The sequence below is a fragment of the Bradyrhizobium sp. CCBAU 51745 genome (genome assembly GCF_028128715.1).
Taxonomy (GTDB): domain Bacteria; phylum Pseudomonadota; class Alphaproteobacteria; order Rhizobiales; family Xanthobacteraceae; genus Bradyrhizobium; species Bradyrhizobium manausense.
Genome location: NZ_LBJP01000076.1, coordinates 65,098 through 85,938 on the forward strand (window position 1 = coordinate 65,098; position 20,841 = coordinate 85,938).

At 63.5% G+C, this 20,841-nt stretch carries 21 protein-coding genes; 7 read left to right on the forward strand and 14 right to left on the reverse strand.

Annotation, left to right across the window (positions count from 1 at the left end; genetic code table 11):
• Positions 1-152: 152 nt before the first annotated feature.
• Positions 153-668 carry a YcgN family cysteine cluster protein gene (locus XH98_RS19755; RefSeq protein ID WP_271602249.1) on the reverse strand — a complete coding sequence of 172 codons (516 nt, stop codon included), beginning with the start codon at positions 666-668 and terminating at the stop codon, positions 153-155.
• Between the two features lie 295 nt (positions 669-963).
• On the opposite strand from XH98_RS19755, the gene XH98_RS19760 reads away from it, so the two are divergent.
• Genes XH98_RS19760 through XH98_RS19770 form a run of 3 tightly spaced genes read left to right on the forward strand, consistent with a single transcriptional unit; the run spans position 964 to position 4,427 of the window.
• A complete protein-coding gene (locus XH98_RS19760) occupies positions 964-3,258 on the forward strand; it encodes a transglycosylase domain-containing protein (RefSeq protein ID WP_271619628.1) in 2,295 nt (764 codons plus the stop codon).
• 9 nt (positions 3,259-3,267) lie between these two features.
• Positions 3,268-3,846, forward strand: coding sequence for a DUF1214 domain-containing protein (locus XH98_RS19765; protein WP_057753060.1), 579 nt, complete (start codon positions 3,268-3,270; stop codon positions 3,844-3,846).
• The gene (locus XH98_RS19770; protein ID WP_271619629.1) at positions 3,843-4,427 is read left to right on the forward strand and encodes a DUF1254 domain-containing protein; all 585 of its coding nucleotides are present in this window, start codon (positions 3,843-3,845) and stop codon (positions 4,425-4,427) included. The genes XH98_RS19765 and XH98_RS19770 overlap by 4 nt, the downstream gene beginning before the upstream one ends.
• 255 nt (positions 4,428-4,682) lie before the next feature.
• Here the strand turns inward: XH98_RS19770 and XH98_RS19775 are convergent, their stop codons facing one another.
• The 3 genes from XH98_RS19775 to XH98_RS19785 form a co-directional block, all read right to left on the reverse strand.
• Positions 4,683-5,864 (reverse strand): MFS transporter, encoded by a 1,182-nt coding sequence (locus XH98_RS19775; protein WP_271619630.1) that lies wholly within the window; start codon positions 5,862-5,864, stop codon positions 4,683-4,685.
• Positions 5,865-5,948: 84 nt separating this feature from the next.
• Positions 5,949-7,316: an NAD(P)-binding domain-containing protein gene (locus XH98_RS19780; protein ID WP_271602256.1), complete on the reverse strand. Its 1,368-nt coding sequence runs from the start codon at positions 7,314-7,316 to the stop codon at positions 5,949-5,951.
• 49 nt (positions 7,317-7,365) lie between these two features.
• The gene (locus XH98_RS19785) at positions 7,366-7,683 is read right to left on the reverse strand and encodes an ArsR/SmtB family transcription factor (RefSeq protein ID WP_057753110.1); all 318 of its coding nucleotides are present in this window, start codon (positions 7,681-7,683) and stop codon (positions 7,366-7,368) included.
• 468 nt (positions 7,684-8,151) lie between these two features.
• Between XH98_RS19785 and XH98_RS19790 the strand changes: the two genes are divergently transcribed.
• Together XH98_RS19790 and XH98_RS19795 are read left to right on the forward strand one after the other, a co-directional pair.
• On the forward strand, positions 8,152-8,898 hold the full coding sequence (locus tag XH98_RS19790; protein ID WP_271602257.1) for a Crp/Fnr family transcriptional regulator: 747 nt from the start codon (positions 8,152-8,154) through the stop codon (positions 8,896-8,898).
• Positions 8,899-9,129: 231 nt separating this feature from the next.
• Entirely contained in the window at positions 9,130-10,587 is a 1,458-nt protein-coding gene (locus XH98_RS19795; RefSeq protein ID WP_271619631.1) for an adenylate/guanylate cyclase domain-containing protein, read from the forward strand.
• Positions 10,588-10,926: 339 nt separating this feature from the next.
• Here the strand turns inward: XH98_RS19795 and XH98_RS19800 are convergent, their stop codons facing one another.
• From XH98_RS19800 to XH98_RS19825, 6 genes are all read right to left on the reverse strand, one after another.
• Entirely contained in the window at positions 10,927-11,352 is a 426-nt protein-coding gene (locus XH98_RS19800; RefSeq protein ID WP_271602259.1) for a hypothetical protein, read from the reverse strand.
• 135 nt (positions 11,353-11,487) lie between these two features.
• Positions 11,488-14,658, reverse strand: coding sequence for an efflux RND transporter permease subunit (locus XH98_RS19805; protein ID WP_271619632.1), 3,171 nt, complete (start codon positions 14,656-14,658; stop codon positions 11,488-11,490).
• Positions 14,655-16,031: an efflux RND transporter periplasmic adaptor subunit gene (locus XH98_RS19810; protein ID WP_271619633.1), complete on the reverse strand. Its 1,377-nt coding sequence runs from the start codon at positions 16,029-16,031 to the stop codon at positions 14,655-14,657. Before XH98_RS19810 ends, XH98_RS19805 begins: the two co-directional genes overlap by 4 nt.
• Before the next feature lie 83 nt (positions 16,032-16,114).
• On the reverse strand, positions 16,115-16,507 hold the full coding sequence (locus XH98_RS19815) for a FixH family protein (RefSeq protein ID WP_271619634.1): 393 nt from the start codon (positions 16,505-16,507) through the stop codon (positions 16,115-16,117).
• A gap of 110 nt (positions 16,508-16,617) precedes the next feature.
• Positions 16,618-16,983: a hypothetical protein gene (locus XH98_RS19820; protein ID WP_271619635.1), complete on the reverse strand. Its 366-nt coding sequence runs from the start codon at positions 16,981-16,983 to the stop codon at positions 16,618-16,620.
• A gap of 177 nt (positions 16,984-17,160) precedes the next feature.
• On the reverse strand, positions 17,161-17,337 hold the full coding sequence (locus tag XH98_RS19825; RefSeq protein ID WP_237859342.1) for a hypothetical protein: 177 nt from the start codon (positions 17,335-17,337) through the stop codon (positions 17,161-17,163).
• Positions 17,338-17,483: 146 nt separating this feature from the next.
• Here XH98_RS19825 and XH98_RS19830 point away from each other — a divergent pair, with 146 nt between their 5' ends.
• Complete coding sequence (locus tag XH98_RS19830; RefSeq protein ID WP_245317157.1) at positions 17,484-17,630, forward strand: hypothetical protein; 147 nt, start codon at positions 17,484-17,486, stop codon at positions 17,628-17,630.
• A 47-nt stretch (positions 17,631-17,677) separates the two neighbouring features.
• Here XH98_RS19830 and XH98_RS19835 read toward each other — a convergent pair whose 3' ends face one another.
• Complete coding sequence (locus tag XH98_RS19835) at positions 17,678-18,304, reverse strand: LysR family transcriptional regulator (protein ID WP_271602264.1); 627 nt, start codon at positions 18,302-18,304, stop codon at positions 17,678-17,680.
• 131 nt (positions 18,305-18,435) lie between these two features.
• On the opposite strand from XH98_RS19835, the gene XH98_RS19840 reads away from it, so the two are divergent.
• Positions 18,436-19,122, forward strand: coding sequence for an L-2-amino-thiazoline-4-carboxylic acid hydrolase (locus XH98_RS19840; RefSeq protein ID WP_271619636.1), 687 nt, complete (start codon positions 18,436-18,438; stop codon positions 19,120-19,122).
• A gap of 313 nt (positions 19,123-19,435) precedes the next feature.
• On the opposite strand, the gene XH98_RS19845 is transcribed toward XH98_RS19840, so the two are convergent.
• From XH98_RS19845 to XH98_RS19855, 3 genes are read right to left on the reverse strand one after another with little or no spacing between them, the layout of a single operon-like run.
• The gene (locus tag XH98_RS19845; protein ID WP_271602266.1) at positions 19,436-20,200 is read right to left on the reverse strand and encodes a hypothetical protein; all 765 of its coding nucleotides are present in this window, start codon (positions 20,198-20,200) and stop codon (positions 19,436-19,438) included.
• Positions 20,201-20,202: 2 nt separating this feature from the next.
• Positions 20,203-20,397, reverse strand: a complete 195-nt coding sequence (locus XH98_RS19850; RefSeq protein WP_057753052.1) for a hypothetical protein — start codon at positions 20,395-20,397, stop codon at positions 20,203-20,205.
• On the reverse strand, positions 20,397-20,840 hold the full coding sequence (locus tag XH98_RS19855) for a hypothetical protein (RefSeq protein WP_271619637.1): 444 nt from the start codon (positions 20,838-20,840) through the stop codon (positions 20,397-20,399). The genes XH98_RS19850 and XH98_RS19855 overlap by 1 nt, the downstream gene beginning before the upstream one ends.
• Position 20,841 lies beyond the last annotated feature (1 nt).

The following is a 20,841-nucleotide window of genomic DNA, read 5'->3' on the forward strand; positions in this document are numbered from 1 at the left end:
TCGGATCGGGCGTGTTGCGGTGCAATGCCGCGAAGGATTCGTTCTATCAGAACAATCTAGACAGCAAACTTCTCCTCAGGCAGGCATCGCGGCGCATGGGTGCATCCCGCGTCGCGGCCATCCCGAACACGTGATGAGAGTGGGCCGGCCGATCAGTCCTTGGGGCGTCGCTTCAGGCGTGCCCGCTTCGGCACCTGCCCCGGCCATTGCACCAAATAGTGCTCGAGCTCGGTGTCCGGAATCTCGTCCTCGGTGCCCGCGACGCGGCCGCGCACGGAGACGCCGGCCTCGTGCACCGTATTGGGATCGCCTGAAATCAGCGGGTGCCACCAGTAGAGATCGCGGCCTTGCGCGACCAGCCTATAGCCGCAGCTCGGCGGCAGCCAGGACAAGGTGCGGACCTTTTCCGGCGTCATGACAACGCAGTCCGGCACGAAGTCGAAGCGATTCGCGTAGTCCTTGCAGCCCGCCGTGCAGGAATCGAGCATCTTGCAGCTGACATCGGTGAAATAGATCTCGCCGGTATCCTCGTCTTCGAGCTTGTTCAGGCAGCAGCGGCCGCACCCGTCGCACAGGCTCTCCCATTCGGCCGTCGACATCTCCTCCATCTTCTTGGTTTTCCAGAAGAATCCATCCTGGTCCGAAGGTGGTTTGCGTGCTGCGGTCATGCGCCTGATACTAATCCAAAGAGCTAGGGCGAGCGCCATCTAGGGCGCGCGGCTGTGAGACTGCAAGGAACACCCTTGCGGGGCCCGTATTGAACCGGGGTTCAATTAGGCCTGTTGTTCAAAATTGCGAGCCTGACCATTGGTTTATAGGCCCCGCTCGGCTAGAAGAACAGCAAGTCCCCTTTGGTGCGCGAAACCGGGCGCCTTGGGTTTGCCGCAACAATCCCGCAAGACGTCTCGATGCCGCCCCGGCCGGGTGCTTGAACGCTTTCGAACCGAGCCTCAAGGGTTCTAGGTGGTCCAGAACACACCATCCAACTGGAAGAGTCGTATCAGGAACTTCTTCCTGGACCTCGATGCACGCATCGACTCCTCGCTGTTCTCCTCGGCGAAGGGCATCCGCGAGCTCTACGAGCGCTACTCGACCTTCATGGACCGCTTCTATGTCGGGCGGTGGAAGCGCTGGTTGTTCATCGAGCCGCTGTCGGAAGCCGCAACCATCGGCCTCGGTGGCATGGTGCTGATGCTGATCCTCGCCATCCCTGCCTTCCGCGAGACCGCAGACGAGGACTGGCTGAAGAAGTCCGATCTCGCGGTGACGTTCCTCGACCGCTACGGCAACCCGATCGGCAGCCGGGGCATCAAGCACAACGATTCGATCCCGCTGGAAGATTTTCCTGACGTCCTGATCAAGGCGACGCTGGCGACCGAAGACCGCCGCTTCTACGAGCATTTCGGCATCGACATCGCCGGCACCGCGCGCGCGCTCGTTACCAACGCGCAAGCCGGCGGCGTCCGCCAGGGCGGCTCCTCGATCACCCAGCAGCTCGCCAAGAACCTGTTCCTGAGCAACGAACGCACCATCGAGCGCAAGATCAACGAGGCCTTCCTCGCGGTCTGGCTGGAATGGCGCCTGACCAAGAACGAGATCCTCAAGCTCTATCTCGACCGCGCCTATATGGGCGGCGGCACGTTCGGCGTCGACGGCGCTGCGCATTTCTACTTCAACAAGTCGGCGCGCGACGTGACGCTTGCCGAGGCGGCGATGCTCGCCGGCCTGTTCAAGGCGCCGACGAAATACGCGCCCCACATCAACCTGCCCGCCGCGCGCGCCCGCGCCAACGTCGTGCTCGACAACCTCGTCGATGCCGGCTTCATGACCGAGGGCCAGGTGTTCGGTGCCCGCCGCAACCCCGCCTTCGCCGTCGACCGCCGCGACGAGGCTTCGCCGAACTATTATCTCGACTACGCCTTCGACGAGATGCGCAAGCTGGTCGACACCTTCCCGAAATCCTACACCGAGCGCGTCTTCGTCGTCCGCCTCGCCATCGACACCAACGTGCAGAAGGCGGCGGAAGACGCGATCGAGAACCAGCTGCGCCAGTTCGGCCGCGATTACCACGCAACGCAGGCCGCGACCGTGGTCGCCGATCTCGACGGCGGCATCCGCGCCATGGTCGGCGGCCGCGATTACGGCGCGAGCCAGTTCAACCGCGCCACCGACGCCTATCGCCAGCCGGGCTCGTCGTTCAAGCCTTACGTCTACACCACCGCGCTCCTGAACGGCTTCACGCCGAACTCGGTCGTGGTCGACGGTCCTGTTTGCATCGGCAATTGGTGCCCGCAGAACTATGGTCATTCCTATTCGGGCGCGGTGACCCTGACGCAGGCGATCACGCGCTCGATCAATGTCGTGCCGGTGAAGCTGTCGATCGCGATCGGCCAGAAGGAGCAGCCGAAGGCGCCGAATCCGGCCAAGATCGGCCGCGCCAAGATCGTCGAGGTGGCGCGCCGCTTCGGCATCAAGGCGCCCCTGCCCGACACGCCGTCGCTGCCGATCGGCTCGGACGAAGTCACCGTGGTCGAGCACGCGGTGGCCTATGCGACCTTCCCGAACCGCGGCAAGTCGGTGACGCCGCATTCGGTGCTGGAAGTGCGCACCGGCGCGGGCGATCTCGTCTGGCGCTGGGACCGCGACGGCCCGAAGCCGAGGCAGGCCATTCCCGCCAATATCGCCGCCGACATGGCCGGCATGATGAGCCATGTTGTCAGCGAAGGCACCGCGCGCCGCGCCGCGCTCGACGGCATTCCGACCGCCGGCAAGACCGGCACGACGAATGCGTATCGCGACGCCTGGTTCGTCGGCTACACCGGCAATTTCACCTGCGCAGTCTGGTACGGCAACGACGACTACTCGCCGACCAACCGCATGACCGGCGGCTCGCTGCCGGCGCAGACCTGGCACGACATCATGGTCGCCGCGCATCAGGGCGTCGAGGTCAGGGAGATCCCCGGCATCGGCATGGGCCAGAAGCTGCCGCCGCAGCAGATTGCGAACGCGCAGGCCAATGCAGGACCGAAGGTGCTGGAGACCAAGCCCGGTCCGCCGCCGGTGCTGACCAAGCGCGGCGCCGACATCCTGGTGCGCGTCGAGAAGCTGCTCGACGACGCGGCCAAGACCGCGAACAAATCGGCTGCCGACGACAGCACGAAGCCGGCCAAGCCGGCATCGTCGACGAGCGCGCTTGCCTTCCCGCAGAATTATGCGGCGGAGGAGAACGCGGGCGCATCCACCCCGCGCAAGAACTGATCTGATCCCGTGCGGCTGCTCCTGATCACATTGACGGCCCTTCTGCTCGCGACCGTGGTCGGCTTGGGTGCGACCTGGATGACGACGACGCGCGGCACCGAGATCGGCGCGCTGACCATCGGCGCCTGGACCGCGCGTCCGCGCACCGGCACCGCCGACGTCGATCCCTATTCGCGCGCCACCATCGTGCGCAACGGCGAGCTGCCCATCGGCACCGGCGACGGCGTCGCCTTCACCGCGACGACCGACGACAAGAAGAAGGCGCTCGACGGCCGCTGCGACGTCGTCGTGTCGGGCGTGACCCCGCCGGCGCGGTTCTGGACGCTGACGCTGTACGATCGCAAGGGCCATCTCGTCGCCAACTCGCTTGCCCGCTACGGCTTCACCAGCCAGGAAATCGTGCGTGCCTCCGACGGCTCGTTCGAGATCCACATCGCCGCGCGCTCGCGCGCCGGCAACTGGCTGCCGACCGGCGGCATCGAGCGCTACGCGCTGATGTTCCGCCTCTACGACACGCCGGTCGGCGTTGCGACGCGCACCCAGCGCGATGCGCCGATGCCCAGCATCTCCACGGTGGGCTGCTCATGATCCGCCTCGCGTTCACCATTGTTGCCGGCGTGGTGCTGGGCCTCGTGGTCCATCTCGTCAGCGTGCTGGCGCTGCCGCGGATCGCAACGCAGGACGCCTATTCGCGCCTGACGCCGATGACCAAGCTCAACGGCGTGACCCAGCTGCCGCTGGCCGATCCGCAGACCTCGCCGATGCCGTTCATGGACCCGGCCTTCGCGCTCGCGATCTGCCGCTATGATCTTTCGGGCGGGCCGATCAAGCTCACCGTGCCGGTGAGCCAGGCCTACACGTCGGTGTCGTTCTACACCCGCAACGAGATCGCCTATTACGCCATCAACGACCGCTCGGCCGGCAAGAAGGTGATCGAGCTCGATTTGATGACGCAGGCGCAGCACGATGCATTGCCCGAGGACGAAGAGATCACCGCGGCCGACCGACTGATCATCGACTCTCCCAGCACGACAGGCCTGATCCTGATGAAGGCGCTCGCCGCCGAGCCCGGCCTGATGCCGCAGGCGCAGGCGACTCTTGCCGCCGCAACCTGCACGCCGCAGACCGAAGCGCCCGCCAAGGCAGAGACGCCGCGCGGCCGGCGCTGACCCGCGGGCGTTGAGACGCCCTCGAAGCCAGACTTTCGAAAACAACCCCATGCACAGTAGCGGGGCCGTTGAAGCGATTGGCGATTTTGACCTCGCGCCGGAGCGGACGCTTGCGGGGTCGAGGCAGCTTCCTGCCCGCCGCATTTTTCCGCTTTGACACGTCGGGCAAAACACTGGCAGAATGGCATCATCGAAGGATCTTGACACCCGCGCGGAGAAGTCCGTCGCGGGTGCCTTCATTTCAGAGCCCCGCGCTCACGATGGCTGCTTTTCCCAGCGAGCCATTCGCGCCCACAGCAGCGCCAATGGTCCGAGCAGAATTCCAGCCGCAAGAACGATGAAAACCAGCAGCCAGCCACGCGCACTCTGCGGGCCGCCTGCGGCGTCGAGCGCGACGCCCGTCCCCCAGGCACCGAGGGCAGAGAGTCCGAAGCCGACGGTGGAATGCAGGGCCAGCGTGGCGCCACGATGCTCGGATACGGCCGCAGCGGACATGCCGGCCGTCAACGCGCCGGAATCCGCCGGGACGGTCAGGCCATAGATCATCAGCAACAACGCAACCACCCACGCCGGCGCGGACGCGTTGAAACCGATGATGATCGCGACGCAGGCCGACGCAAGCATCACGATCGTGATGGCGCGATGTCGTCCGAATTTCAATGCGGCCTCGTTGCCGAGGATGCTGGCCGGCATCGAGATCACAGCAAAGCAAAAGCTCATCAGCACGGGCGTCAACCACGAGGGCGCGCTTTGACGCGCAACGACGAAGGTCCAGAAGCCAACCAGCCAGGTGCGGATGCCGTAGAGCTCGAAACAATGCGCGCCGTAGCCGAAGATGTAACCGAGCGCCTCGCGGTTGGCGAAGACGGGCACGAAGTTGAGCAATCGCCCTGCCTTCGGGGCGGGTTGCTGCTCCCGCAGCAAGAAAAGGCACGCCACGACCATCGCGACGGGACCGAGCCCGGTCACCACAAAGGCGGTCCGCCATCCCCAGCGATCGGCGATCAGCTGCGCCGCCAGGAACGACAGGCCGACGCCGACCGAAAAGCTCGACGTGTACAACGTGACGGCCCGCGAGGTGTCGCCGGCTGGCAGCCGGTCCGTCAACGCCTTCAAACCGGGCATGTAGGCGCCAGCAAATCCGAGTCCTGCGAGGGACCAGATCGCCGCGCCCGACCAGAATCCTTGTGCGAAGATGCCAAAGGCCACGGTCGCAAGTCCGCTGGCGATCGAGCCCCAGAGCAGCACGAGCCGCGCATCGATGCGGTCGGTCAACGTTGTCAGCAGGGGCACCGCGAGCATGTAGCCGAAGGCATAACCACTCGCCATCAATCCACCTTCGGCGGCGGAGAGTCCCCACGCCGGCATCAGATGCTGCGCCAGATTCGCGGACAACGTGACATGCGGCAGCAAATTGCCGACCTGGCCGATGCACATGACCGCGATCAGAGACCGACCGCTCAGACTATGAATAGCTTCCCCCTCTTGCGACCAAGACGACGGCGTCCCAACCGGCATGGCTCATGCGCAACCACAACCGGATGCGCCGGCCTTCTTTGCCGTTTCATCGGCGGCACAGCAGGCCGACGCCTCTTGCTTCGCCGGCCCGCCGCAGCATCCCGCGGCACTCGTCGTCTCGACGCCGCCGCGGGTGCAGACACCGGTTTCCGGCAGCACAAGCTCGACTCTCGCCGCGGCCCTCTTGTCGCCGGCGATGTCGGCCGCAATCGAGCGCACCTGCTCGTAGCCGGTCATCATCAGGAAGGTCGGCGCGCGGCCATACGACTTCATGCCGGCAAGGTAGAAGCCCGGCTCATCATGGGAGAGCTCGCGCGCGCCATGCGGGCGCACGGTGCCGCAGCTGTGCTCGTTGGGATCGATGAGCGGCGCCAGTGCGACCGGCGCCTCGATGGCCGGATCGAGCCGCAGGCGCAGCTCGGACAGAAACGAAAAGTCGGGACGGAAGCCGGTCGATACGATCAGCTCGTCCACGACCATGCTTCGCGCAGCGCAGCCGGCGCCGGCCGAGACCTTCAGGCGGCCCTCGGACTCCGTAAGATGCGTGACGCCGAACTCGGTCTCGACCCTGATCTTTCCTGACGTCACGAGCGCGGCAAAGGCATTGCCAAGCTCACCGCGCGCGGCAAGCTTGTCGTCGCGACCGCCGCCGAAGGCCTTTGCCGGGTCAGCGCCGCGCAACAGCCAGACAGGCTGCGTTTCCGGCACCTCCTCGGCGAGTCGAGCAAGATCGATCAGCGTGCCGACCGCGGAGTGGCCGGCGCCGAGCACAGCAACTTTCTTTCCGGCATATCTGGAACGATTGAGACCTCGCACGTCGGGCATGCCATAGGCAACACGGCTGGCGCACTCCGCCTCGCCGATCGCCGGCAGGCCGTTGCTGCCGGCCGGATTGGGAGAGAACCATGTGCCTGACGTATCGATCACGGCATCAGCGCGCAGAACCTCCGGCCCCTTGCCGTTCTGGTAGCGGATTTCGAAAGGCGCCTGCTCCCTGCCCTTCGTCTTCGCCTTGTCGAAGCCGACGCGGCTGACGGCCGAGACCTGGCTCGAGGTGCGGATCACCTCGCGCAATGGCGTCCGCGTGACGAGCGGCTTGAGATATCCCTCAAGCAGTTCGCCGCCGGTCGGATAAGCCTGGGGGTCAGGCGAATTCCAGCCCGTCGGCGCGAGCAGACGCGCTGCGGCCTTGTCGACATTGTATTCCCACGGCGAAAACAGCTGGACGTGCTGCCACTGGCGGATGGCATGTCCCGCCTCCGGCCCGGCTTCCAAAACGATCGGCGACATGCCGCGCTCCAGCACGTGCGCGGCCGCCGCGAGGCCGACAGGCCCGGCCCCGATGATCGCAATCGTCTTCGCTTCGCTCATTTCGTTAGTCCCATCATTCTAGAATCATCGAACAACCGAGCAAAAAAAATCAGGCCGCCGATTGAGAGCCTCCGCATCCGATTTCGTCCGCACAGCACTCCGCCGCCAGGAAATCCACCAGCCCGCGCATCGCGTCGAAGTTCGCGTGACAAACGAGGGTCGTGGATTCCCTGATCTGGCTGACGAGCCCGACCGCAACCAGAGACTTGATGTGGTGGGACAGCGTCGATGCCGGGATCTTCAGCCTGTCCTGCAAGCGGCCGACAGGCATGCCGGAGTGTCCTGCCCGAACCAGGGCACGATAAATCTGCAGCCGGGTCCGATTACCCAAAGCTTCCAAGCGCGCTGCTGCATCGTCGATCTTCATGACGACCATAGTGCGCCCGTCCAGACTAGCTGTCAACGGTATTTCTAGAATATTGGAAATATAAATTCGAACCGCGCCCTGAGATTTTCGGAATTGTCGGTCCCGAAGGCTGATGCCAGCTTTTGGGCCCGTCTAAAGCGCGATGAGATTAGGATGAATCGTCATCGCGCTTTAGGTTATTGTTTGAGCATGATCTTTTCGGAAAACTGCTGCGCGCTTTTCCGGATCATGCTTTAGCCTGACCTGCTTCTGGCCCTTTGACCCAACACGACTTGAGCGCTTGGCGTATTCTTACCCAAATGAGTAAGCTGAGCGCTTCTCCGCTGCCCTCGCCGCCGTCGAAAGTCCTTTGAAACAACACGACTTGTGCTAGTTTACCGATATCACCGGCCAAGGCTTTGCCATAGGCGTCGGTGGCTGAGAGACCGAGCGTGCTCCCGCCTGCTTCTGCAACGGGGAGCGCTGCCAATGCCGCACCAAAAGCTCATTGAACGTTTGCTTGCAGTCAGCAGGCTGTCGAATGGCGAGCAGAAAGCGCTGGTCGGTTTGCCGTACGCCGTGCGCAATCTGGCCGACGGAGACATTGTCGTACATCAGGGTGATCGCGCCTCCTGCTGCACCGTATTGATGACCGGCTTCCTGTCGCTGCAACGGGTCATTTCAGACCGAAATCAGATATCGGCTTTTTACGTGCCCGGCGATATCCCGGATCTTCACGGTTTGCATGTACCGACCATGGATCACGATCTGTGCAGCACGGGCCCCTCGACGATCGCCACCGTCAGCCACGTTGCGCTGAGGCAGGTCTTACGGGATTTCCCTGCACTCGCTTACGCTCTCTGGGGAGAGACCGTTATCCAAGCGGCAATTTATCGAAACTGGGTGGAGAACCTCGGAGCACGCGCTGCCCTTCCGCGCGTTGCCCATTTACTCTGCGAACTTGCGACGCGACTGCAGCAGGTCGGCTTGGCAATCGGTGGCAGAATGAACTTGCCATTCACACAAGCTGACTTTGCCGATGCTTGCGGCCTTTCGACCGTGCACGTCAATCGCACAATCCAGGAACTGCGACGTCGGCGCTTGATCGACTGGCAAAGCCAAACGCTGGAATTGCTGGAGCGTGCAGAGCTGGAATCCATTGCGGAGTTCAATCAAGACTATTTGCTTGGAAGATCGAAGCTCGCCCCGGACAGAAGCGCGCTGAGATTGGGTTGAATCGTCATCGCGCTTTAGCTCTTTGTTTGAGCATGATCTCCGCGCAAACGCGTTCCGCGTTTGTCGCGAGGGAAAACCGCTTCGCACTTTTCCGGATCATGCTCTAGCGACGAAGACGGCCCTGTCCGACCGGATTGGTGCACAGCAACGTATTGCCGTTGTGTTATGCTTGGATCGCCCCGCGCTGCGAGATTGATATTTTTTGCAGATCGGCACCGTCAGGAGCTGTCGATGACATCCATTGACGAACGGCTTCTCGAAAGCAAGATGACCCAGATCGAGCAAGCCAGGGCCTGGAGCCCCCGGGTCATTTCCAAGTTTGAAACCCTGATCCGTAGCGGCGACGAGGTCAGCATCTTCCGCGCCAACCCCTTGGCGTTCGCTCGAGATCGCGGTGTGGCTGAGCCGGAAGCGATCGACCTGTTCCTCCACGCCGCTCGCGCCGGACTGGTCGACCTGCATTGGGACATTCTGTGCCCCCATTCCGGCCTGGTACTGGAAAGCTTCGGCAAGCTGCGAGCACTCCGGAGTCATTTCGTCTGCGGGCTGTGCGATATCGACGGTCAGACGGACCTCGACGACTTCATCCAAGCTTCTTTCTGCGTCTCGCCGCAAGTACGGCGCCTCGCATTGCACGACGTTGACAACCTCTCGATCGAAGACCTGCATTGGAAGCTGAAATTTGCTGACAGCGGGCGGCTGCCCGGCGGACAAACCCGATTTGTTGATGTTCTGCGCACTCTCGTGCGCGGCATGACATATCTGCCAGCAGGCGTGACCACGACCCTGCAGACCGAGATTAACCCCGGCGCCCTCTCAGGCGTTAACGTCCAGACGCAGGCTGGCTTTGCACTTTCAGTCGTGGACTCCTCGGCACCCCCGCCCAGCACTCCGACAGTCATTCGCATCACCTACGATGGGCAACGCTTCACATCCGCTGTTTCGGCTGTGCCGTCGGGACGTGCCGTCTTCGAGATCAGCAATACGGGCACGAAGCGCGGCTCGGTGCTCTTGATTAACTGGCCACCTGAGATCGTAGCTATGCCAGAGAAGCCGACACTCGAGTTTGACCCCTACGTGTCTGGCGGCATGCTGCTGACGCGGCAGACTTTCCGCAAGCTCTTCCGCTCCGAGCGGGTGGACGAGGAGGAAGGCCTCGGCGTCCGGCAGGTGACCCTCCTGTTCACCGACCTGAAGGGCTCGACCGCTCTTTACGAGCATCTCGGAGATCTCAACGCCTATGCGCTGGTCAGGGAACATTTCGCTCTGCTCGACGCAATCGCCCAACGGCATGCTGGTGCTATCGTGAAGACCATCGGAGATGCCGTCATGGCTGCGTTCTCCCGGCCGGCAGACGCAGTCGCAGCGGCGCTCCAAATGTTGCAAGGAATCGGCCAGTTCAACTTCGAGCGAGACCAGCCCGCCATTATCCTCAAAATGGGCGCACATTGCGGGCCCTCAATCGCGGTGACCCTCAATGAAAATCTCGACTATTTCGGCCAAACGGTAAATATAGCGGCGCGGGTGCAGTCGTTCGCGGATGCCGGTGAAATCTGTCTGACGGAAGCGCTCTACACGGCGCCTGGTGTTCGCCAGTTGCTGACGGGACACGACGTCGAGGAATTCGATGCGCCACTGCGCGGCGTGGAAGGTAACGCACGGGTCTATCGCATCACCGGTCGATCGTAGCCAATCGCTCGGGTCAAATTTGAGGTCTCCTCGCGGGCTGCATGAGCGTTGCACGCACCGCCATGGTGCGGCATCCGGGTTCAGACCTTCGTTGCGGCCGGGCGATCGTTAAATGAGACCGCGGAGGAACAACTTGATATTTGTTAGGTTGACCCAGCGCCATCGCAGTGGGGCGCGCAATGCCAGAAGACGATTTATCCAACAAGGCAGAGCGGGCCCTCGTGACGATTGCACTGAGCACTGCGATGCTCATCATGTGCCTCGCATCCCTGCTATACAGATAAGGCACGCATTCGGGGATGGATGACCTCCGGACAGCGCGGCTCGCACCGCGTCATCCTACCGCTCCTCGGTCGGATGCACCCATTTGTACGGCGTGATGCTCCGCGCTTCCGTCAGCTTGATCATGTGGACGGGCGGCGCGGACCGGCCCTTGCGACATGAGCGGCACTTCAGCGAGGCCTCCAGCTTCCAGATCGGCGTATCGCGGGGACGGCGGATCGCATCGAGCGGCAGGCTCGCGCGCGACTTGCACCTGATACACTCGACCTCGAGCCAGCCCATGCCGCCATTGAGGCACTGCCCGATGGTCGGCGATGGCTGCGCGGGACCGCCGTAACCTTCCATGCGCACCGACCAGGCTTCGGCCTCGGCACGATCGGCCTCGCGCACCGCCTTCTTCGCTTGCTCCCGCGCATGCTTGGCGGAAATCTCCGCCCCCATGATGCGGCCGCTCCAGATGACCTCACGTGATTTGGTGCTCATGCCGCGATCAAAGCAACGTGACCGCGCGTTGGCAAATTATCGATGGCTGGTAGGTCGGATCCGCAAACCGCCACTGCGTATCGTGGCTGTGGACAACTGGCGCAGTGGTGACATCGCCGTGACCGGAGGATCGGTCTATTCGGCCGCCTCCGCGGCCTGCACGGGACGATCATCATGAAGAGCCGGTCGCTCCCCCGGAGGAAGCCCCCGCCCCTTCACCAGGCCGAAGATGGCGGGGATCACAACGAGCGTCAGCACCGTCGACGACATCATGCCGCCGATCATCGGCACCGCTATGCGTTGCATGATTTCCGATCCGGCCCCGCTGCTCCACATGATCGGCAGCAGACCGGCGGTGATGGCGACCACCGTCATCATCTTGGGCCGCACCCGTTCGACTGCGCCCACCATGATGGCATTGTGGAGATCGTGGCGTGTCAGCGGCCTTCCCTCGCTGCTGCACGCGGCTTTCACCTCTTCCAGCGCATGATCGAGATAGATCAGCATCACGACGCCCGTCTCGGCGGCAACGCCGGCGAGCGCGATGAAACCGACCGCGACGGCGACTGACAAATTGAAGCCGAGCCACCACATCATCCAGATGCCGCCGACCAGCGCGAACGGCAGCGACAGCATCACGATCAGGGTCTCGGTCATGGCGCGAAAATTCAGGTAGAGCAGCAGGAAGATGATCGTCAGCGTCACCGGCACCACTATTCTGAGCCGGGCGGCGGCGCGCTGGAGATATTCATACTGCCCGCTCCAGACCAGGTAATAGCCCGCGGGAAACTGGATGCTTTCCGTCACGGCGCGCTGCGCGCCAGCGACGTAGCTGCCGATGTCGCGATCCCTGATGTCGACATAGATGTAAGTCGCAAGCTGGCCGTTCTCAGTGCGGATCGACGTCGGACCGCGCGCGGGCTCGACCTTGGCCACCTCGCCGAGCGGCACGGCACCTCCGAACGGCATCGGCACCAGGACATCGCTGGCGATGGCCTTGGGATTGTCGCGCAAGTCGCGCGGATAGCGCATGTTAACCGTGAAGCGCTGGCGGCCCTCCACTGTCGTCGTGACCGTCTGGCCACCGAGCGCGGCCGCGATGGTGTCCTGGACGTCCTGGATCAGGAGGCCATAGCGGGCAAGCGCCTCGCGATCGGGGACGATCTCGAGATAATAGCCGCCGATGCCGCGCTCGGCGTAAGCGGACGACGTCCCTGATACGGTCTTGATGACGCGTTCGATCTGCTTTGCCAGCCTGTCGATCTCGATGAGGTCCGTACCCATCACCTTGACGCCGACAGGCGTGCGGATGCCGGTGGAGAGCATGTCGATGCGCGCCTTGATCGGCATGGTCCAGGCGTTGGAGACGCCGGGAAACTGCAGGGCCTTGTCCATCTCGGCGATCAGGCTGTCGACGGTGACGCCGGCGCGCCACTGCTGCTTCGGCTTCAGATTGACGACGGTCTCGAACATCTCGGTCGGCGCCGGGTCGGTCGCAGTCGCAGCGCGTCCCGCTTTGCCGTAGACCGAAGCGACCTCGGGAAACGATTTGATGATGCGATCCTGCATCTGCATCAGCTCGGCCGCCTTGGTGACGGAGATGCCGGGCAGCGTCGTCGGCATGTAGAGCAGCGTGCCCTCGTTCAGAACAGGCATGAACTCGGTGCCGAGCTGGCGCGCCGGCCATATCGTGACGGCGAGAACGGCGACGGAAGCCAGGATCACCAGCGTCTTGGCGTGCAGCACGCCTTTGATGACGGGGCGATAGATCCAGATCAGAACGCGGTTGATGATGTTCCTGCTCTCCGGGACAATCCGGCCGCGGACGAAGATCACCATCAGCGCCGGCACCAATGTCACCGACAGAAGCGCTGCTGCCGCCATCGAAAAGGTCTTCGTGAACGCCAGCGGGCTGAACAGCCGCCCCTCCTGCGACTCCAGCGTGAAGATCGGCATGAACGACACCGTGATGATCAGCAGGCTGAAGAACAGCGCCGGCCCGACCTCGGATGCGGCGTCGATCAGGACCTGGATGCGCCGCTGATCGGGCCTGGCACGTTCGAGATGCTTGTGGGCGTTCTCGATCATGACGATGGCGGCATCCACCATCGCGCCGATCGCGATCGCGATGCCACCCAAGCTCATGATGTTGGAGCCGAGTCCGAGCAGCTTCATGGCGCCGAAGGCCATCAGCACGCCCACCGGCAGCATCAGGATCGCGACCAGGGCGCTGCGGACATGCAACAGGAACACGATGCAGACCAGGGCGACGACGACGCTCTCCTCGAACAAGGTATGCTTGAGCGTATCGATCGCCGCATAGATCAGATTGGACCGATCGTAGACCGGCACGATCTCGACCGATTTCGGCAGGCTGCTCGCGATCTCCTCGAAGCGCTTCTTGACGTTCTCGATGACATCGAGGGCGTTGACGCCGAACCGCTGCAGCACGATGCCGCTGGCGACCTCGCCCTCGCCGTTCAGCTCGGCGATGCCTCGCCGCTCGTCAGGGCCAAGCTCGACAGCGGCGACGTCCCGCAACAGCACCGGCGTGCCGTTGCTGGTCTTCAGGACGATATTGCCGAGATCGTTGACGCTCTTGATATAGCCCCGGCCGCGGATGACATACTCGAACTCGGAAAGCTCGACGGTGCGGCCGCCGACATCGGCATTGCTGGCACGGATCGCCTCACGGATCTTTGCCATGCTGATGCCACGGTCGCGCATGCGCTGCGGGTCGAGCACCACGTTGTACTGCTTGACGAAGCCGCCGATGCTGGCGACCTCGGCAACGCCTTCGGCCTTGGCCAGCGCAAACTTCAAATTCCAGTCCTGGATCGTGCGCGTATCCGCAAGGTTCAGCTCCTTGGACATCACCGCATATTGGTAGACCCAGCCGACGCCGGTCGCGTCGGGTCCGATGGTCGGGGTGACGCCGGCCGGAAGCCTGGACGACGCGCCGTTGAGGAATTCCATCACGCGCGAGCGCGCCCAGTAGATGTCGGTGCCATCCTCGAAGATCACGTAGACAAACGACACGCCGAAGAAGGAGAAGCCGCGGACCACCTTCGATTTCGGCACGGTCAGCATCGCCGTCGTCAGCGGATAGGTGACCTGGTCCTCGATCACCTGCGGCGCCTGACCGGGATATTCGGTGTAGACGATAACCTGCGTATCGGAGAGATCGGGGATCGCATCAAGCGGAAGATGGACCAGCGCATAGAATCCGGCAGCGGCCGCGAAACCGGTGCCGAACAAGACGAGCAGCAGGTTGCGCGCCGACCAGGCGATGATGCGGGCGATCATTTGCGATCTCCCATCGCGCCGGCGTCAAAGCCCTTCAGCGCCGCCTTCAGATTGCTTTCCGCATCGATCAGGAAGGTGGCGGAGGTGACCACCGCCTCGCCATCCGCAAGCCCTTCCCGCACTTCGATATAGCCGCCACCGCGACGGCCAAGCTTGACCGGCCGCGGCTCGAAGCGCCCCTCCCCCTTGTCGACGAGAACGGCTTGCCGGCTGCCGGCGTCGAGCACCGAACTGTCGGGCACCGCCAGGACGGGCGCGGCGTCCGCCGTGTCGATGTCGGCATCGACATACATGTCCGGCAGCAGCACGGCATCGGGATTGGCGAGTTCGACCCTAATGCGAACGGTGCGGGTATCGCGATTGACCTGCGGATAGACGATCGCGATCTTGCCGGCGAACGTCCGGCCGGGAAAGCTGCGCGCGCGGACGGCCACCGACTGCCCGACCGCGACGGCGCCAAGATCGCGTTCGGCGACGTCAATCAGCGCCCAGACGAGCGAGGTGTCCGCGATGCGGAACAGCACATCGCCGGGATTGGCGCGCATGCCTTCGATCGCGTTGCGCTCCAGCACGATCCCGTCGCGCGGCGCCGACCAGTTGATGGTGACCGGCGCTGTCCGCGTCCTCTCCATCTCCGCGATGACAGGCTCCGGCACATCGAGATTGACGAGCCGCTGGCGCGAACCGCGGCCATACATCTCGACACCGCCGACCACCTTGGAGGTGATCGTCGCAAGATATTCCGCAGCAGCCGACGCGACGGCCGAGCTGTAAATGTCCATCAGCGGCTGGCCGGCCTTGACGCGGGTACCTGTGGTGACGTCGGCGACCTTCTGCACAAAGCTCTCGGCGCGCATCGCGACGACCGAGACGCGGCGCTCATCGAGCTGGATCGTGCCGGGCGCCTTCACGGCGACGCGGATCGCGCGCCGTTCGACCGGCTCGGACTTGACGCCCGTGCGCTGGATCCTGCCCGGCGACAGTTTTACGGCGCCGTCGTCGGTGTCGTCGCCTTCGTAGACGGGGATGTAGTCCATCCCCATCGAATCCTTCTTCGGCATCGGCGAGGTGTCGGGCAGGCCCATGGGATTGCGGTAGTAGAGGATTTTCCGCGAGGACGGCGCCTGCTGCGGCGGCTTCGCCTGCGATGCGGCCGCACGATCGTCGTCGTAGACCGGCAGATAGTCCCGCCCGCGGTCATCCTTGTTCGGACCCGATGACCACAGCGGCGCGCCGCTGGGATCGCGATAATAGAGCGGCGTTCGGTCCGCGGCCGATGCGCTCGGGGCAAACTCCCCGTTCGAATAGCTGTCAGCGATCAAGCCAAGGCCAGAGCCCAGCGCAACGGCCGTCAGAAGACGCAGCGTTTTCATGGCGTGTCTTTCGCGCACCCGGGAGCGCGCGTCCGTGTGAATGGAGAGGGACTATCGGGCGCCGACTCGCAGCGCCCGATGGTTCACTTGGTCGCCGTGACGATCACCTTGCCGGTGACAGTCTCAGCTTCGCCCTGCACCTTCGCGGACAGCGTCATCTGGTAGCGGCCGGCCATCGGCAGGTCCGTCCTGAAGGCGTACACGCCCGGCTCCTTCGACGGCAGCGGCGCAACCGCCGATTCCATCTCGGCCATGCCGTCGGGCGCCATATCGACGCGAGTCTTGAAGATCACCGCGTCCGGCACCGGCTTGCCTGATAGCTTGTTGGTCAGGCGAACGGCGAGCGTGACGTCATCGCCCTTCTTCATCTCCGCCTTGATGGGCTCGAACGTGTAGTCGCCCGCGCCCGCCATCGCGGCGGAAGCGGCAAGCGAAACGATGGCGGCAAGAGCCGCCGTCTTGAATTTGGAAAGCATCTTTCTGTCCTCATGAATTGATCTTCCGCCGTAGCGCAGGGCGCGCGCGCGTCAGTCGTCGTCGCGAGCAGCGGTCATCGCTTGCCGCTCACGTCTCAGGCTTTGCGGGATCAGATTCGAGGAGGTCGGAAGGGAGGACTGCCGCCACGGTAAGAGGCGACCTGATCCTCAGGAAGGACCATCTTGCCGGCGAGGGCAGCGAGATATGCAAAGGCGACCGGCCTGATGTCAGCGAGCATGATGATCCCGCCGACGCAGCAGAAGCCCATACCGCATTTGGCGCCGCCGGTATGAGAGCCCGTTTCCTTCATGTCGGGACAGCAATCGTCCATCGACATGTCGGCATCGCCGCTCATGTGCATGGTTGTCTGCATGTCGTCCGACGACATCGCGATGCTAGACGCGGACGCGCCAACCGGCAGCATCGCCAAGGATATGGCGATGACGAAGGCCAGTAGGGTACGGACAAACTGCATCGAAACGACGTGCCTCTCGGGCCGGGACCACGGCCTCAGTACCATATCCGGGCCGGGAAACCAGTCATTGATTATGATCAAGGGTTCGTGACCGAGGCAGAGATCGCCGTGCGCCGCTTTCCGCTCATACGAAACCGCCCCTGACACGGGTCAAGGGCGGTTTCAAAACAAGAGGGATCAGTGGCCGGTGCCCGGCTTGGTGGTTTTCGGCGGCTTGCCGTCTTCCATCCGACCTTCGTTGCGAAGATCACGGCCCTCCTGGGCCTTGCGCTGGCTGTTCGGATCCTTGCCGTGCTCGTTCATCTCTTCCTTGATGTAGCCGGCGCCTTCCTTGATCTTGCCTTCAACGCTCATGACGTTCTCCTTCGATATGGGAGTTAACGCGTGGGCGAAGCTGGCGTTCCGCCGCTGCAGATCCTGTGACCTGGGAACGCAAGGGCCTATGCTGCGTTACGCAACAAATGAGCCAGGTCCGACGAAGAATACGGCAGGAGAAGACGTTGAGCGAAAGGCTCGCGGAGGCTGCGCGCGAAGCCCGCGCGCAGGCGCAGCTTCTGCCGGATGGACAATTGCGAGATGTTCTCCTGGAAAAGGCGCGCCAGTACGAAGCGCAAATACCGCTCAATGCATTTCTGGGACAGCGATGATCAATCCGGACTGCCGTGCTTATGGCCGGTCTCATCGCCGATAAGAATCAGCGTCCGACGCCCCCGACCAGCCGCGGCTGGCGGCTTGCGCGCGCCTTCTCATTCATCACGGCGCGCAGCCATTCGCGAAAGCTGACGACCTCCGGGCAATCTGCGGTGCCCTCGGGGGCGATCAGCCAGTCGCCAAGCCCTGTCCCCTCGGTGACCCTGTCACAGCGGTAACCAGGATGATGGCCGAGGCTGCGGGCGATCAGGAGATCGACCTTGCCCTCGACCAACTCATGCAGGCCGGCGGGCTGGAGCACGCGCAAGCCGATCTCCGCATGCGCACTCCGAAATGCCGCGAGATCAAGACGGCGCAGATCAAGGCTGGCGTGGACGCCCAGCTGCAATAGCACCGCACCTTCGGGCTTCAATTGCGAGGTCGCCTCCGCGATGTGGCGAAAACCTGCGGACACGCCGGGCAGATAGGCCTGACCTGCCGCGGTCAAAACGAGTTGCTTATGCAGCCGCTCGAACAGCTGCACGCCGAGGCGCGCCTCCAACGCCTTCACCTGCTGCCCAACGGCGGCGGGCGTCACGTGCAGCTCGTGCGCAGCCAGCTTGAAGCTGAGATGCCGCGCGGCGGCTTCAAAAGCACGGAGCGCGTTGAGTGGCGGAAGGGCATAGGTCATCGCGGTGCAAGTTTGACACCGATGGGCGGTCGTCTTGCAATAGATTTTCTTGCGCTGAACTGCAGGAATGATGCTTTGCGCAGCAATGATGTCGCCGGATACGGTCGGTCCGCAACATCAGGAGATCCCCCTTGGCCGAGATCCATCCCTTCTACGAACAGCATCGCGGCGCAATGGAATCCGCCATGCGCCAGCGCCTCGACCTGGCCGGGCCGATGCTGCACGAGCGCACGCATTTGTCCGACGTCGACGCCGTCAGGCAGGAGGTGATGGACGATTTCGCCATCGTGCTCACGCAGATGCCCTATGTCGGCGGCGCAGCCAGCCGCATGAGCGATTTTTTCATCCGCCTCACCGGCTTCATGGCCATCAGCCGCGTGCTGCGGCGGCACGGTGTGCCGGTGCCCGTGATCGGCGAGATCGAGCGGCAGACCTACAAGGCGCAGTTGCTCACTGAGCCGGAGGCGGAACGCCTCGCCGCGGGAGATCAGTTCATGTCGCCGGAGAACCAGGCCTTGCTGCGCGAGCAGGCGGCGAAGAGCACGAGCGAGAGCCATCAGGCCGCATTTCCGGAGGATTTTGTCTACGATTTCGTCGAGCCCGCGCCGGGTGACAAATTTGAATTCGGAATCAACTACCGGGCCTGCGGCTTCTGCAAATTCGCCGGCCGCCACGGCGACGAGGAGATCCTGCCGAATATTTGCGGGCTCGATTTCGACGCCTATGCCACGCGCGGCATCCGTCTGGAACGGACGCAAACACTCGCCGGCGGCGCGAGCCACTGCAATTTCCGCTTCTCGCGATTGCAACATGACTGATGACGTCGCACGGGACCCGCGTCGCGCGTTCGTGAGCCGCGCCAAAGCGCGATGAAATGAGGATTTGATTGCCGCAACGACGGAGGTGGGCTCCCGCTCGCCGGAGAGAGTCGGGGAGAGGGTTTTTCCGCAACGGGACAATCCCCAGGAGGGGAAAGCCCTCACCCGGCGCTTCGCGCCGACCTCTCCCGCAAGCTGGAGAGGTGAACAAGCCGGCGCAATCGATTCAATCTCCATTCCGCTTTAATGCGCGCCGCAGCGCCGGCGCGCAAAGCCCCGCAACCAGTCCAGCCGCCGGCGCAACCAGCAATAACTATCCGAGCAAGCCCTTCAGGCCGGCATAGATCGAGCCCACCGCGGTCGCGGCGACGCCGGCCAGCGGGCCGATGGTCTGCATCAGGTCCTGAATCAGGCGGGCGCGGCGGCGGAGCTGTTCCTCGCCGACATGCTGCCCGAGCAGGCGCGCCATCTTGAAGGCGAACGCATTGGGCTTGCCGCCCTGGCCCAGGACGCGCGGCAAGACCTGAAAGATCACGACCCCCAATATGTTTCCGGACACGAAGGCGAGCAGGATGCTCGCGCCATATTCGAACACTTCGCGCCACTCGACCCACACCGTCGGCAGGATCGGAACGTCGTCGTGAAATCCGGTCACCGTCAGCATCGCCTGGATGCTGACGCTGGCGAGCAGCAGCGCCAGCACGAACGCCCCCCATGTCGAGACCCGATGCAGGGGATAGGCTGCGAACCCGAACAGCAGCGGGATGACGATCGAGGCGATGCGGAGCGGAATTGGCGACAGATTGAAGGTGATGGTGATTAGAACATGCGCGAGCGTGAGCAGGACGGACGGAATGACGACGTAGAGAACGGCATGCGTCCCGTAATAGCGCAGCGGATTCTTGTAGCGCTCGAGCCGGACATTGACGCGATCGAGATCGCGCCTCAGCCTGTCCAGCTCGGCAACGATGTCGTCGATCTCCAGCAGCGTCGGCCGCACCACGCGCAGATCACGCGAGCAGTGCTTGCACGCGATGGCCTCGTCCTTGATCGTCTCGGCGCAGAATGGACACTCCATCGTCAGCGCGACGTCCTGCGCCGCATGATGGTCTCGATCTCGTCTCTGGCGCGCGCCAGCTCATCGCGCAGCTGGTCGCGCTTGCGCAGGAGATCGTCGCGCTCGGCAATCAGTGTCGCCGGCACGGCGATGTCGCGCGAACAGGACGCACAGACCAGCGCGCGATCGGCATTCTCGGCCTGGCAGTAGGGACACATCACTTGGGTGCGACCTTGAGGGTGAAGATGGCCGTGCCGGGTCGCCCGTCACTGTCCTTGATGTCGACCCGCATGGTGTAATCGCCGGGCGGCAATTCCGCGTCCAGCATGTTGATGCCGTCGGCCTGGACGAACGGCTTGATGCGGGGCGTCAGATCGACGTTCGGCGTGCGGAGGAAGATCACCTTGACCGATTCCGGATCGATCTTGGCCCCGCCGAACGACTCGAATTTCAGTTGCAGCTTCAAGGGAGAGGCGACGGACTCTCCGGGCGAGACGACCTCCACCTTGGGACCGCGCAGGATGCCGCGCCGGTCAGCCGCGACCGCGCCCTTCGGTGGCGGCAGTTTTGCTTCTTCTTCCGTGATCAGTTGTGTCGCCCGCGAGGTTCCTGAAAACAACAAACCAGCGGCAACAAGCCCAAGCCAGATATCCCGCGTCATT

Excerpts from the sequence above, each read along its gene's own strand:
- XH98_RS19755 (WP_271602249.1), bottom strand. The coding sequence starts at position 668 with ATGACCGCAGCACGCAAACCACCTTCGGACCAGGATGGATTCTTCTGG.
- XH98_RS19770 (WP_271619629.1), top strand. The coding sequence starts at position 3,843 with ATGATCCGCCTCGCGTTCACCATTGTTGCCGGCGTGGTGCTGGGCCTC.
- XH98_RS19775 (WP_271619630.1), bottom strand. The coding sequence starts at position 5,864 with ATGTGCATCGGCCAGGTCGGCAATTTGCTGCCGCATGTCACGTTGTCC.
- XH98_RS19780 (WP_271602256.1), bottom strand. The coding sequence starts at position 7,316 with ATGAGCGAAGCGAAGACGATTGCGATCATCGGGGCCGGGCCTGTCGGC.
- XH98_RS19785 (WP_057753110.1), bottom strand. The coding sequence starts at position 7,683 with ATGAAGATCGACGATGCAGCAGCGCGCTTGGAAGCTTTGGGTAATCGG.
- XH98_RS19790 (WP_271602257.1), top strand. The coding sequence starts at position 8,152 with ATGCCGCACCAAAAGCTCATTGAACGTTTGCTTGCAGTCAGCAGGCTG.
- XH98_RS19795 (WP_271619631.1), top strand. The coding sequence starts at position 9,130 with ATGACATCCATTGACGAACGGCTTCTCGAAAGCAAGATGACCCAGATC.
- XH98_RS19800 (WP_271602259.1), bottom strand. The coding sequence starts at position 11,352 with ATGAGCACCAAATCACGTGAGGTCATCTGGAGCGGCCGCATCATGGGG.
- XH98_RS19805 (WP_271619632.1), bottom strand. The coding sequence starts at position 14,658 with ATGATCGCCCGCATCATCGCCTGGTCGGCGCGCAACCTGCTGCTCGTC.
- XH98_RS19810 (WP_271619633.1), bottom strand. The coding sequence starts at position 16,031 with ATGAAAACGCTGCGTCTTCTGACGGCCGTTGCGCTGGGCTCTGGCCTT.
- XH98_RS19815 (WP_271619634.1), bottom strand. The coding sequence starts at position 16,507 with ATGCTTTCCAAATTCAAGACGGCGGCTCTTGCCGCCATCGTTTCGCTT.
- XH98_RS19820 (WP_271619635.1), bottom strand. The coding sequence starts at position 16,983 with ATGCAGTTTGTCCGTACCCTACTGGCCTTCGTCATCGCCATATCCTTG.
- XH98_RS19825 (WP_237859342.1), bottom strand. The coding sequence starts at position 17,337 with ATGAGCGTTGAAGGCAAGATCAAGGAAGGCGCCGGCTACATCAAGGAA.
- XH98_RS19835 (WP_271602264.1), bottom strand. The coding sequence starts at position 18,304 with ATGACCTATGCCCTTCCGCCACTCAACGCGCTCCGTGCTTTTGAAGCC.
- XH98_RS19845 (WP_271602266.1), bottom strand. The coding sequence starts at position 20,200 with ATGGAGTGTCCATTCTGCGCCGAGACGATCAAGGACGAGGCCATCGCG.
- XH98_RS19850 (WP_057753052.1), bottom strand. The coding sequence starts at position 20,397 with ATGTGTCCCTACTGCCAGGCCGAGAATGCCGATCGCGCGCTGGTCTGT.
- XH98_RS19855 (WP_271619637.1), bottom strand. The coding sequence starts at position 20,840 with ATGACGCGGGATATCTGGCTTGGGCTTGTTGCCGCTGGTTTGTTGTTT.